The organism is Marinifilum sp. RC60d5, from assembly GCF_052400665.1.
Taxonomy (GTDB): domain Bacteria; phylum Bacteroidota; class Bacteroidia; order Bacteroidales; family Marinifilaceae; genus JBQTGK01.
This window is the reverse complement of the sequence record NZ_JBQTGK010000015.1, coordinates 50707-64435: the sequence shown is the minus strand read 5'-3', so window position 1 is coordinate 64435 and position 13729 is coordinate 50707. Positions and strand designations below refer to the sequence as shown.

Genomic DNA, 13729 nt, shown 5'->3' with positions numbered 1-13729 from the left:
AACTCAATAAATTATGGCTAGTCAGGATAAGGTTAAAAAATTAATTGATTTAAGAGCAGAGGCTAAGCTTGGTGGAGGTGAAAAAAGAATTTCATCTCAACACAAGAAAGGCAAGTACACGGCTCGGGAAAGAATTGATATGCTTCTCGATGAGGGAAGTTTCGAGGAATTTGATATGTTTGTTACACACCGTTGTACTAACTTCGGTATGGAAAAAACAAAATTTTTGGGAGATGGTGTTGTTACCGGTCAGGGAACAATCGATGGACGTTTGGTTTTTGTGTTTTCACAGGACTTTACAGTTTTTGGAGGTTCTTTATCTGAAACTTTTGCACAAAAGATTTGCAAGGTTATGGATATGGCAATGACTATGGGCGCACCAGTAATCGGCTTAAACGATTCAGGTGGAGCTCGTATTCAGGAAGGTGTTACTGCTTTGGCAGGATATGCCGAGATCTTCGAAAGAAATATTCTTGCTTCGGGAGTCGTACCTCAGATTTCTGCAATTTTTGGCCCTTGTGCCGGTGGTGCTGTGTATTCTCCAGCTCTTACCGATTTTATCATGATGACAGAAGAGAAATCTTACATGTTTGTGACTGGCCCTAAGGTTGTTAAAACTGTAACGGGTGAGGACATCAGTGTTGAAGATTTAGGTGGTGCAAAAATGCACGCATCTAAATCTGGTGTTTCTCACTTTATGTTAGAAGATGAAGAGGAAGGTATTATGATTATTCGTAAGCTACTGTCATACATGCCTTCGAATAATTTGGAAGAAGCTCCAATTGTAGAGTGTAACGATCCAATCGATAGAATGGATGATATTTTGAACGATATTATTCCAGAAAATCCAAACATGCCTTATGACATGAAGGATGTTATCTATTCGATTGCCGATGATGCAGAATTCTTAGAAGTTCATCGTCACTATGCAAAGAATATTATAGTTGGTTTTACTCGAATGGGCGGAATGTCTGTTGGTGTTGTAGCAAATCAGCCTAGTTTCCTTGCAGGTGTTCTTGATATTGAAGCTTCAAGAAAAGCTGCCAGATTTATTCGTTTCTGCGATTGTTTCAATATTCCTATCTTAACCTTGGTTGATGTTCCTGGCTTCCTTCCTGGATCAAGTCAGGAGTTTGGTGGTATCATTACTCATGGAGCGAAATTAATGTTTGCCTATGGTGAAGCTACTGTTCCAAAGGTAACTATTACTCTTAGAAAATCATACGGTGGTGCTCATGATGTAATGTCTTGTAAGCAACTTCGAGGTGATTTAAATTACGCATGGCCTTCAGCAGAAATTGCTGTTATGGGAGCTAAAGGTGCTATTGAAGTACTTCACGGAAGAAAAATGGCTGAAATGAATGATGCTGATAAAGCGAAGTTTATTACAGATACTGAGGTTGAGTACAACGAGGCATTTGCGAATCCATATAATGCTGCATCTTATGGTTATATTGATGATGTAATTGAACCAAGAAATACTCGTTTCAGAGTGATTCGTGCATTCCAGTCCCTTCAGACTAAAAAGCAAGTGAATCCACCTAAGAAACATTCTAATATTCCATTGTAAAAAAAATCGTTCTATGTTAATGAATATTTTATCTATAGGAAGTCAAGGTGGATGGACAGTAGCAATCGTAGGTTATTCAATTGTATTTCTTGCATTGGTACTACTTGTTATTGTTTTTATCAACTTACCAAAGCTTTTACAGCTTAATTTAAGAAAGAAGCTAGTTAAAGAGGGTAAACCTTGCGCCGAAGCTGATGATTTGAACATCGAAGGTGGAGTTAATGCGGCAATTGCTATGGCATTGCACATGCATTTCGACCAGAACCACGATGAGGAAAGTAATGTCATCACAATTAAAAAAGTTACTAAGAATTATTCTCCATGGAGTTCTAAGATTTATGGAGTAATGAATCAACCAAGATAAGCAAAAATGAAGAAGTTCAAATTTACAATAAGAGGGCAGGAATACGATGTGGAAATCAAGGATTTTCAAGGATCGAATGCCAAAATTGAAGTAAACGGAACGAGTTATGATGTTGATGTGCATGTTGAAGAGAAAGCATCTAAAACTCCAAGATTAGTTCGCAAAGCTGTTGTTAATAAGCCAGGTGAAGGTAAAATTCAAAAAGGCGGAGCTGGAGCTGTAGTTGTTAAAGCACCTCTTCCTGGTAGCATTATTAAAATCAATGTTGCAGTTGGTGATTCCATTAACCCAGGAGATACTTTATTGGTGATGGAAGCAATGAAGATGGAAAATAATGTTATGGCAGAAAAAGGAGGTACCGTTAAAGCTATTAAGGTAGCAGTTGGTGATAGTGTACTTCAAGATGATGTTCTAGTGGAAATTTCATAAATGACCATTGTTTAATGAAGAATGTTTGATTAGAAAGAACTTAAGGGTAAATATAAGATAATTGAATATTACCCCTCAAATATGTTCTAATTAATTAAGCACTACTCATTAATCATTAAACATGTAAATAACACAATGAGAAAACTATATAAATTGGTGTTTTTAATGATTTTTGTACTGGGGCTAGGCTTTAGCTCTTTTGCTCAGAATCATACAGATGCCGCAGCAAAACTAACAACAGGGAAGTGGATTAATCATACCGATGGTTATGTTCCAAATCCTATTGGTGTATCAAACACCACAGTAAAACGATACAAAACAATTGAGTTCAAGAAAGATTTGTCTTTTACAATGGACTCGGTTAAGCAACGATTTACGGGTCATTGGTTGATGAATGGTGATGAATTGACAATGATTTTTAATCCTAAAAAAGTAACTCACTTACATAAAAATATTGATCCAAACTCGGGATCGAATGCGTATCTTACTACTACAGAAATTATCGATCTTGGTAAGCGTGTTGCTAAATTAGAAGGCGATGTGTTGAATTTTGGGAATTCTGTTCTTGATTGTGAGCATAATTCAGGAGCGATTGTAGGATTGAAGAATTTTTATGAATTTACTGGATTTGCAAATGTTACAGGCGGTCACTTATTAATGATTTTAATAGGTTTAGTATTTATTTTCCTTGCCATTAAATATGATTACGAGCCTTTACTACTTATTCCAATTGGAACGGGTATAATTATTGGTAATATTCCAATGTTTCAGGCTGTCGATTTTAATTTGAAATTAGGTATTTATGAACCAGGATCAGTAATGAATATACTTTATTCTGGAGTTGTAAATGGATGGTATCCTCCATTAATATTTCTGGGAATAGGTGCTATGACCGACTTTTCTTCATTGATTAGTAACCCTAGACTGATGATACTTGGAGCTGCGGCTCAAATTGGTATTTTTGCTACTTTTCTTGGTGCTTTGGCATTAGGATTTGCCCCACCAGAAGCTGGAGCAATTGGTATTATTGGTGGAGCTGATGGTCCTACAGCTATTTTCCTTTCTTCAAAATTGGCAAATGGTATGAATGTGATGGCTAATGGTGAGACGGTGAAAAACCTGATTGGTCCCATTGCAATTGCAGCTTATTCCTATATGGCATTGGTTCCTGTTATTCAGCCTCCAATTATTAACTTGTTAACGACTAAAAAGGAAAGAAAAATTAAGATGAAACCACCAAGGGCGGTTACTCGACTTGAAAAAATAATCTTCCCTATTGTTGGCTTATTATTAACAGCCTATATTTCACCAACAGCATTACCATTGTTAGGAATGTTATTCTTTGGTAATTTACTTAAAGAATCTACCGTAACTGCCCGTTTGGCTGATACTGCAAGTAACGCATTAATCAATACAATTACCATTTTATTAGGAGTTACAGTTGGAGCATCGACACAGGCTGATGTATTTTTAACAAAGGATTCTATTTTAATCTTTGTGTTAGGTGCTGCGTCTTTTGTTGTTGCAACAGCTGGAGGTGTAATTTTTGCTAAGGTAATGAATTGGTGTTCTCCAAAAGATCGACCCATTAATCCAATGGTTGGTGCAGCGGGTGTATCTGCTGTTCCCGATAGTGCAAGGGTTGTGCAAAATATGGGATTACAAAATGATCCTTCAAATCACTTGCTAATGCATGCTATGGCTCCTAATGTATCTGGAGTAATTGGATCTGCTGTTGGAGCAGGTATTTTATTGAGTTTCCTGATGTAGAGATACATCATTATGATATTAAAAAGGATTGTCTCTTATCGACAATCCTTTTTTTGTTTTATCGAAAAATAATATAATTGTTTCATGTGTTTGAAAATGTTATATTTATACTAACTAATTATTAGATGTAAATGGTTTTAATGGGAGGAGCGGGGAAATTAGTTAATTTTTCGTTTCTCCTTTTTCTTGTTTTGTAGGGCCTTAAAATTCTGAATTTATGTATCCAAAATTAAAAGTTGGAGTGGCCGGGAATTTCGATTCCAAAATGAAAGGAGACTGCAAAGTTCAAATAGAAATTTGTAATTCAGGAGGAATAGATCTCGAACTTCATTCTAAAGTAAAAGCATTTTATAATAATTCTATTAATGATTTAGTTAGAAAAATGGCTAGCTATTTTTCGGTACAGCATGCTTTAGTTAAAATTTGGGATAATGGAGCATTGGAATATGTTCTTGCTGCCAGAATTGAAGCTGCAATTAAACAGGTAATTACTTCTACTAAAGATTATTTATTAGATTGTATCTCTCGAACAGATATAGCTACCGATAGAGAGCGTTTCAGAATGTCCAGGCTTTACTTACCAGGAAATATCCCTTACATGATGATTAACGCAGGCTTGCATAAACCGAACGGAATTATTTTAGATTTGGAGGATGCGGTAGCTCTTGAAAAAAAACAGGAAGCCCGTTTTGTAGTTAGAAATGCTTTGCGATCACAAAACTTTTATGGTGCTGAAAGAATGGTTAGAATTAATCAGGGGGAGTTAGGCATGGAAGATTTAAACTTTATTGTTCCTCATTCTGTTCAGCTTATTCTTATTCCAAAATGTGAAAGTCAAAAGGAACTTGTCAAAATAGATGCAAAAATCAGGCAATTAAAAGAGGATAATAATATCAGTAATGATATTTTCTTAATGCCAATTATTGAAAGTGCTTTAGGAGTCGAAAATGCATTTGATATTGCAAAAGCTTCCAGTAATATTGTTGCGATGGCAATAGGATTAGAAGATTTTACTGCCGATATCGGAGTGCAAAGAACCTATACAGGCGATGAGTCGCTTTATGCAAGAATAAGAATTGTAAATGCTTGTAATGCTGCCAATATTCAGGCAATTGATTCTGTTTTTTCTGATGTAGAAGATATGGTAGCTCTTGCCAAAAATGTGAAAGTGTCGAAAGCATTGGGCTTTAAAGGTATGGGATGTATTCACCCACGGCAAATAAAGGTTATACATGAAAATTTCGCTCCAAATAATAATGAAATATGCAAGGCTATGAAAATAGTTAATGCCTACTATAAAGCCCAGAAAAAAGGATTAAGTATTGTTTCGCTGGGAAGCAAAATGATAGATCCACCCGTTGTAAAGCGACAGCTAAAGATTTTGGAATTAGCTATTCGATTAGGAATTGCACCTAAAAATTGGAGGGAGACTTATGACTCAAAAAATGATTAAGAATGCTGTTGGCAGAATGGTTCCTCTTTTTATTAATGGAGAAAAAGCTATTCCATTTCAAGGGGTAGGTAAGTACAAACCTGAACAATCGAAGTATAATTCAAAAATATCCTCGAATAGTAATTTCTCACTCGATGGAAATAAACAAGTGAAAAGTTTAAAGGAAGCACTTCTTAAAGCTGGTTTAAGGGATGGTATTACAATTTCTACGCACCATCATTTTCGAAATGGAGATTTGCTTGCGAATCAGGTTTTTGATATTGCTCATGATCTAGGAGTGAAAGATTTAATTTGGTTTCCTTCCGCTTCTTTTCCATGTCACGAGCATCTAATAAAATACCTCGAAGATGGTACCATTTTAGGAATTGAAGGTAGTATGAATGGTCCGTTGGGTAGGTTCTGTTCTCAGGGGAAAATGAAACGAACAGCAGTCTTGCGTTCTCATGGTGGTAGATATCAGGCCATTCAAGATGGAGAAGTAAAGATTGATATTGCAGTTATTGGGGCTTCCTGTGCCGATTGTTTTGGGAATGCAAACGGATTAGAAGGGCCGTCTGCTTCTGGTCTATTGGGTTTTGCACTAGCCGATTCGCAATATGCCGATAAGGTTATTCTTGTTACCGATAATATGATTCCTTTCCCATGCGTTCCATGGCAAATACAAGGGAATTTTGTTGACTATACAGTTGAGATGGAGCAAATTGGTATTCCGGAGAAAATTGTTTCTGGCACAACAAAAATCACCAAGAGTCCGGATCGATTATACATTGCTGATTTAACGGCTAAGTTTTGCGATCAGGCAGGTTTAATTAAGAATGGATTTTCTTTCCAGGCAGGAGCGGGAGGTACTTCACTGGCTATTGCTAATTATTTTTCTCAGATAATGAAAGAGAAGAGTGTTAAAGCACGTTTTGCAAGAGGTGGAAGTAATAAGTATCTCGTAAAAATGCTGGAAGATGGCCAGGTGGACTACATTTTGGATGGTCAAACTTTCGATTTGGAAGGTGTGAGATCTATGAGGGAGAATGCAAATCATGTGTGGACCAGTCCTTTTACCAGTTATAATTATCATGGTAAAGGAAATTTTGCCGGAATAATTGATGTGGTAATATTAGGAGCTACAGAAGTAGATTTAGATTTTAATGCGAATGTGGTAACTCACTCCGATGGATATCTTTTGCATGGAATAGGAGGTTGGCAAAATTGTTTGTTTGGGAAAACTGTTATTTTGCCGATTCCATTGTTTCGAAACCGTATTCCGATAATTCGTGATAAGGTAACTACATTGTGCGGACCTGGTGAATTAATAGATGTTATTGTTACAGAGAGAGGAATTGCTATAAACCCCTTGCGTAAAGATTTAATAGAAAAATTAAGGGATAGTGACTTACCCATAAAAACATTAAAAGAGCTTAAATTTGAAGCTGAAAATATTTGTGGAGTGCCAGAAAAAATTGAAACTACTTCAAATATAATTGCAGTCATAAAATGGGTAGATGGGACTATTCTGGATTCTGTATATCAGGTTTCTGAATAAAAAAAGAGCTTCGAAAATTTCGAAGCTCTTTTTTTCTTTACCACAATTTAAATTTTCTTTGCGATTTTTCTTTTTGCACAACTTTTGGGACTTCAGAATCTAATATGCTATTGATGTAAGGCATACATTTTCCGCAACCAGTGTTGGCTCCAGTATATCTTCTGATTTCTTCAATGCTAGTAGCATTTTTTTCGTGAATTGCTTTATTTATGGTATTTCTGTCAACCATTTGGCAGTTGCAAACAATATCTCTCATATTTATCTATATTTAATCTTAATAACCGCAGTAAATATAAATAATCTTCTTTTTAAAATAGAAGAAAAAACAATATTATTTTTAATAAATCTAAATAAAGCAATTATAAGTTATTTTCCAGATATATTTTCATTTGGCGGTACATGTCAATAACCGAATCTGTTTTTGGGAGTGTATCAAAAATACGTTTTAAGTAAGTTTTTTTACTAACAATTCGAAAGCTTTGTTTTAGCTTAAAATCGTATATCCACGACATTTGCTGAAGCTTTAAGTCGTTTAATGTTAAAACATCTTTATAGTCGGCTGATTTTTCATCAATAATTCTTTTGAAAACTTTTTTCGAAATGTCAGGTTTATCTGCAAGTTCCATTTCAAGCCTTTTGTTATCGCCAGGTTTACAGTCAGAATAATATTTCGAAACAATATTTAAAATATCAATTCTGTCAGCATCTCTGAGTAGTTGCACAAATACCAATTTATTTTCATCGATAGATTTAGGCAGCTCTGTTATCTGATGTTGGCGAATACATTCAAGAATTATTTCTTTCGATTCTTCGTTTATACCATCCAAAACAGAATTCGATTCAATAGTATTAATACCTAGATTAATATGGTTAGCCTGTTCAGTATCCGAAAAAGTTTCAAAATTGATTAGTTGTTCAAATCGTCCAATGTCATGCAACAGTGCGGCTGTTTTAGCAATTAGAATATCAGATTCAGATAAATCAATCGTTTTTGCGAGATCTTCAATAATCTCAGCAGTATTAAATGAATGATTTTTTTTAAGATCTAAATTTAGCTGAATTTCTTCAGATTCACTCGATATGCTTTCGGTATATGAACCGAACCATAACTTTATGTTTTCGTAAATTTCCTGATTCACTGTTTTTGTATTAAAATAGCATACAATATTACGGTTTTTATGAGTAAACAAAAAGTAAAAATTAAGAGTTTACTAGCTTATAAATTTGTATATTTTAATATGATGATTAAAGACCAGTATTATTTCTTAAACGGCCACTTTTTGTACATTAAACAATTAAAAAAATGCGATTCATTTTTGAATCGCATCTCATTTATTTTAGAATTATATTAGACAGTTGGTACATTTTTAAGTACATCAATAAGATGCTTCCAAAATTTTTCAACGGTTTCAATATTTATTCTTTCATCAGGTGAATGAACATCCCTTAAGGTAGGACCGAATGATATCATATCCATGTTAGGGTATTTTTCAAGAAATAAGCCACATTCTAAACCCGCATGTATAGATCTTACAATTGGTTCGTTCCCAAATAGTTTTTTATAAGAATTTACCGCAGTGGTAAGGATTTCTGAATTAGGATTAGGTGCCCATCCAGGATAACCATCGGAGTGTTCTATTTTTGCACCAGCCAAAGATAATGTACTCGCAACCATTTGAGCAATATTATATTTTTCGCTGTCCTCGTCACTCCTTTGTGATGTTGTTATAATTATTTTATTGCTACCCTTAAATTTAACAGATGCTAAATTGGAAGAAGTTTCAACCATACCTGGCATTCTTGAGCTCATAGAAAATACTCCATGAGGGCAGGCGTAAATTGCATTTAAAAGATTATCAGAACTTAATTTGTCGATCACAAATTCTGGCTGATCGGTTGATTCAAGATGTAATTTTAGTTTTGGCTCATTGATTTCCCAGATATGTTCCATTTCTGCAGCATAGATATTAAAATCGACACGTACATTTTCTTTAAATTTCGATGGGATGGTAATTATTGCACTTGCTTCCCGGGGAATTGCATTTCTAAGATTCCCACCATCAAAGTTGCTTAATCGAACATCGTATTTTTTATTAATTTGCCAAAGAAATCTATTCAGAATTTTATTTGAATTGCCTCGTCCTTTATTTATTTCATCGCCAGAATGACCACCTTGTAATCCGTTAACTTCTATTTTTATAGCAAAATGTCCTTCTGGAACTTCTTCTTTATTGTATTCCATGCTAGCCAAAGTATCTATTCCTCCAGCACAACCAATAAATAACTCTCCTTCATCTTCCGAGTCGAGATTTAAAAGAATACTTCCGTCAAAAAAGCCTGGTTGAAGAGCAAATGCGCCAGATAAGCCTGTTTCTTCATCAACAGTAAAAAGGCATTCTATTGGGCCATGTTCGATATTTGTAGAGCTAAGTAATGCCATTTCAGCAGCCATTCCAATGCCATCATCTGCACCAAGAGTAGTTCCTTTTGCTTTAACCCATCCATTATCAATCCATGGGACAATAGGATCTGTATCAAAATTGTGTTCTGTATCTTTATTTTTCTCACAAACCATATCCATGTGAGATTGAAGAACTACAGTTTTTAGATTTTCTTTTCCGGTAGTAGCAGGTTTTTTAATTAATACATTACCAATATCATCTCTTTTAGTTTCCAAATTGAGTTTTTTTCCAAAATTTATTAAAAACTCAATTATTTTTTCCTCTTTTTTCGATGGTCTGGGTATTTGACAAATATCTTCAAAATGATTCCAAACTTCCGAAGGTTGTAAGTTGCTAAGTATTTTTTTCATTCTCGTTTTAATTTTTATCAAATGTAATAAATTCAACAGATGGATTGTGAATCTTAATTGGAAAAAATGATGCGTATTAAATAAATAAGTGTAATATGATTTTAAGTGTATTTTATTGTGTGTGCTAGGTTAATTTTGGGGTTGTGTTTTAAATACTTTTTTTTTTTAAAATGGTAAGGGGAAATTGAAGGGGTGAGTGTGTAAAATTGTAATTTATGGGTTATATAAAGATTTTTTTCTTTATATAAAATTAATGAAACTTATCTTTTTTTTAACAAAAAAAAGTAAATGTATTTAGTAAATCCTAGAGTGTTGATAACTAAGACTTAATTGTGAATATATATATGAATTAAGTTTATTAAAAAAGTATCGAAAATCTCACTACAACCCCGTAAACATGATAAAAGTCATGAAGTCTTGAACTGAGAAAAAGTTGTTAATTTTTGTTAAAAGCTGATAAAATGCTATTTTTATACTTTAGAATTACCATTAACCATTTTGCATCTTTACTTAATTACTAACTAAAAAGATTTTTTATGAAAAAAATGATTGGACTATTTGTATTTCTAATTTTTATGGGAATACAAGTGGTAAACGCGCAAAGCAAACAGATAACTGGTGTTGTAACCAGTGCTGATGATGGTCTGGGAATGCCTGGAGTATCTGTTGTTATTCAAGGTACTACCGTAGGGGCTAGTACTGACATTGATGGAAAGTATTACATAGAAGCTGAAGCATCTGATGTTTTGATGTTTAGTTTTGTTGGAATGGTTTCTCAAGAAGTTGCAGTTGGAGATAGAGCTGTAATTAATGTTGTTATGGAAACTGAATCTATAGGTGTAGATGAGGTTATTGTTACTGCTTTAGGAGTTACTCGTGAAAAGAAAGCTTTGGGTTATGCAGTACAAGAAGTTGGTGGAGACGATTTGAATAAAGTGAAGCAGTCTGATGCACTTAGTGCATTATCAGGTAAAGTTTCTGGAGTTCAGGTTTCTTCTTCTTCAAACTTTTCGGGTTCAAAAAGAATCTTAATTCGTGGAGCTAATTCTATTTTCGGACAGAATCAACCTCTTATTGTTTTAGACGGAATTCCAATGGATAACTCTAACTTTAATAGTACTAGTGCTCAAGCTGGTTTTGGTGGAGTTGATTATGGTAATATGCTGAATGATATCAATCCCGACGATATCGAAAGCATGTCTGTTCTTAAAGGTCCTGCAGCTGCGATTTATGGATCACGTGCATCTAATGGTGTAATTATCATTAATACCAAGAGAGCAAAAGCTGGTAAGGATGATATTAAAGTAGATTTTAGTTCTTCTGTTACTATAGATAAGGTTGCAGATCTTCCTGATTTACAAAGAAGCTATGGTGGTGGTTCTTATTTTAGTGATGCTAGTGGGGGTGTTAATGGATTCGAACAGGTTAATATTGATGGTTCAACCTATTCAGTACCTCAGTACGCAGTAGATGAATCTTGGGGACCAGCTTATGATGAGAGTCTTAAGGTTTTACATTGGGATGCTTTTGATAAGGAAAGTTTTCCAGATCAATATTTAAAACCACGTGCTTGGGTTGCACCTAAAGAGGATGTTGAAGATTTCTTTCAGACTGGTGTTTCTTATGTGAATTCTTTATCAGTTGCAAGAACAGGAAAAGAGTATGGAGTTCGTTTTTCATACACTAACACTCATAATGAAGGAATTGTTCCAAATTCGAAATACGACAAACATAATTTTAGTGTTTCTGGTAATACAAAGTTTTTAGATAAGTTTAATGTAAATGCTGCTATTAACTATGTACGTTCTGAAACAATGGGGCGTCCTACTTTTGGATATGATGACAATAGTTTCTCACAAAAGTTCTTTCAGTGGGGACAGCGTCAGCTTGATATGGGCCACCTGAAAAATTACAAGAACAGTGATGGCAGTCAGCGTACCTGGAATCGTCAATCTTGGGATAATTCAACACCAAAGTATGCAGATAATCCTTATTGGATAGTTTATGAAAACTATACCGATGACGAACGTGATCGTTTTTATGGTAATGTAAGTGTGGATTATGAAATTTTAGAAGGTCTTAAAGCTAAGCTAAGTGTTTACGGCGATACTTATACTTTTATAAATAGAGAAAGAATTGCAGTAGGTTCTCAATCTACTTCAAGTTACTATGAAGCAAAAAGAAATAATTCTGAATATAACTATGAATTTACATTAAGTTATGCGAAGCGTTTTAATGAAGATTTCAATATTACGGCTATGATTGGTGGAAATTCTCGTATTGAAAAATACGATTTGCTAAGAGGTCAAACTTCTGGTGGTTTAGTTGTACCAGGAATATATAATTTGAAAAACTCTGCAGGAAATGTTTCTGTTAATGATTATTCTAGTAAGAAAAAGGTAAATTCTGTTTTTGGTAGTGCTTCATTCGGCTATAAAAATTTATGGTTTGTTGATGTTACTGCTCGTAACGATTGGTCTTCTACTCTTCCTGCTAGTGAAAATTCATATTTTTACCCTTCAGTATCTTCAAGTTTTGTATTTTCTGAGTTAATAGAAGATGCAACTTGGTTAGACTATGGTAAGTTTCGTTTAGGTTGGGCACAAGTAGGTAATGATACAAGTCCATATAATGTTATAGCTACTTATGAGGCTAATATTGATGGCCCGTTCCAGGGATCACCTCGTTACAGTACTCAGGAAGAAAAATTAAATGAAGGCTTAAAGCCAGAGAAAACTACTTCTTATGAAGTGGGTATGGAATTAAGTTTCTTTAGAAATAGATTAGGTCTTGATGCAACTTACTTTAATAATGTTACTAAAGATCAAATTATTCCTTTGGATGTATCTGCAGCAACAGGATTTGATAGTAAGTATATTAATGCTGGTGAGATGGAAAACAACGGATTTGAGTTTACCTTAAAAGGTACTCCAGTTCAAACTGCAGATTTTTCATGGGATATCAATATTAACTATTCTAAAGTTAATAATGAATTAACTGAGCTTTATCCTGGAATTGATGCATTAGATATTCAAAGAGCACCATTTAGTGGAGCTTATTTAAGAGCTAGTGTTGGAGATACTTACGGAATGTTATGGGGATATGATTTTATCTTCGATAACCAGGGAAATAAGGTAGTTGGAAGTGATGGTCAATATTTAAGAACTGATCGCCTTCAACCTATTGGATCTGTATTGCCAGATTATAATATGGGTATTCGAAATTCGTTTACATATAAGAACTTCGATTTTGGTTTCTTATTTGATATCCAAAAAGGCGGTAAATTTTATTCGCTAACTCATAACTGGGGAACGTATTCAGGAATGTTGGGTGCAACTGCTCAAATTAATGACAAAGGTGTTAATATTCGTGAATCAGTAGCTAATAATGGTGGTATTAAAATTGATGGTGTTACTGGTACTGTAACTTTTGATGCTGATGGAAATTATGCTGTTTCAAACACATCTCCTAACGAAACTTATGTTAGTGGTAGTAGTTGGGCTGGTAGACATTATCATGGAGCTGGTGGACCAAGTGCACAGAATATTTTTGATGCTGATTACATTAAACTTCGAGAAGTAACTTTAGGTTACAATTTCCCAAAATCACTTATTGGACCGTTTAGATCATTAAGAGTTGCTGTATATGCTAAAAATATATGGACTGGTGGTCTTGATAAAGATGGTTTTGATCCTGAAAGTGCTGTTGGTGGTTCAGGAAATATTCAAGGTATAGAAGGTGGATTTAGTCCTAATACCAAGAGTTATGGATTTAATTTTCAACTTGGATTTTAA

10 protein-coding genes are annotated in these 13729 nt (G+C 34.4%); 7 read left to right on the top strand and 3 right to left on the bottom strand.

Translation table 11 applies throughout. The annotated features are described in order from the left end of the window. Positions 1 to 13 precede the first annotated feature (13 nt). The 6 genes from ACT3CE_RS17955 (at position 14) to citF (ending at position 7123) form a co-directional block, all read left to right on the top strand. Positions 14 to 1570 carry an acyl-CoA carboxylase subunit beta gene (locus ACT3CE_RS17955; protein ID WP_444711143.1) on the top strand — a complete coding sequence of 519 codons (1557 nt, stop codon included), beginning with the start codon at positions 14 to 16 and terminating at the stop codon, positions 1568 to 1570. Between the two features lie 13 nt (positions 1571 to 1583). Next, positions 1584 to 1934, top strand: a complete 351-nt coding sequence (locus tag ACT3CE_RS17950; protein ID WP_320118710.1) for an OadG family protein — start codon at positions 1584 to 1586, stop codon at positions 1932 to 1934. A gap of 6 nt (positions 1935 to 1940) precedes the next feature. After that, complete coding sequence (locus tag ACT3CE_RS17945) at positions 1941 to 2363, top strand: biotin/lipoyl-containing protein (RefSeq protein ID WP_444711142.1); 423 nt, start codon at positions 1941 to 1943, stop codon at positions 2361 to 2363. A gap of 135 nt (positions 2364 to 2498) precedes the next feature. After that, positions 2499 to 4133, top strand: a complete 1635-nt coding sequence (locus ACT3CE_RS17940; protein ID WP_444711141.1) for a sodium ion-translocating decarboxylase subunit beta — start codon at positions 2499 to 2501, stop codon at positions 4131 to 4133. Between the two features lie 217 nt (positions 4134 to 4350). Then, the gene (locus ACT3CE_RS17935; protein ID WP_444711140.1) at positions 4351 to 5586 is read left to right on the top strand and encodes an aldolase/citrate lyase family protein; all 1236 of its coding nucleotides are present in this window, start codon (positions 4351 to 4353) and stop codon (positions 5584 to 5586) included. Continuing rightward, positions 5567 to 7123: a citrate lyase subunit alpha gene (citF, locus tag ACT3CE_RS17930; RefSeq protein ID WP_444711139.1), complete on the top strand. Its 1557-nt coding sequence runs from the start codon at positions 5567 to 5569 to the stop codon at positions 7121 to 7123. Before ACT3CE_RS17935 ends, citF begins: the two co-directional genes overlap by 20 nt. Before the next feature lie 37 nt (positions 7124 to 7160). On the opposite strand, the gene ACT3CE_RS17925 is transcribed toward citF, so the two are convergent. The 3 genes from ACT3CE_RS17925 to ACT3CE_RS17915 form a co-directional block, all read right to left on the bottom strand. Then, positions 7161 to 7379 carry a (2Fe-2S)-binding protein gene (locus tag ACT3CE_RS17925; protein ID WP_444711138.1) on the bottom strand — a complete coding sequence of 73 codons (219 nt, stop codon included), beginning with the start codon at positions 7377 to 7379 and terminating at the stop codon, positions 7161 to 7163. A 103-nt stretch (positions 7380 to 7482) separates the two neighbouring features. Continuing rightward, positions 7483 to 8262 carry an HD domain-containing protein gene (locus ACT3CE_RS17920; protein ID WP_444711137.1) on the bottom strand — a complete coding sequence of 260 codons (780 nt, stop codon included), beginning with the start codon at positions 8260 to 8262 and terminating at the stop codon, positions 7483 to 7485. Positions 8263 to 8471: 209 nt separating this feature from the next. Further along, positions 8472 to 9935, bottom strand: a complete 1464-nt coding sequence (locus ACT3CE_RS17915; RefSeq protein ID WP_444711136.1) for an aminoacyl-histidine dipeptidase — start codon at positions 9933 to 9935, stop codon at positions 8472 to 8474. Positions 9936 to 10471: 536 nt separating this feature from the next. On the opposite strand from ACT3CE_RS17915, the gene ACT3CE_RS17910 reads away from it, so the two are divergent. Continuing rightward, positions 10472 to 13729: a SusC/RagA family TonB-linked outer membrane protein gene (locus ACT3CE_RS17910; RefSeq protein ID WP_444711135.1), complete on the top strand. Its 3258-nt coding sequence runs from the start codon at positions 10472 to 10474 to the stop codon at positions 13727 to 13729.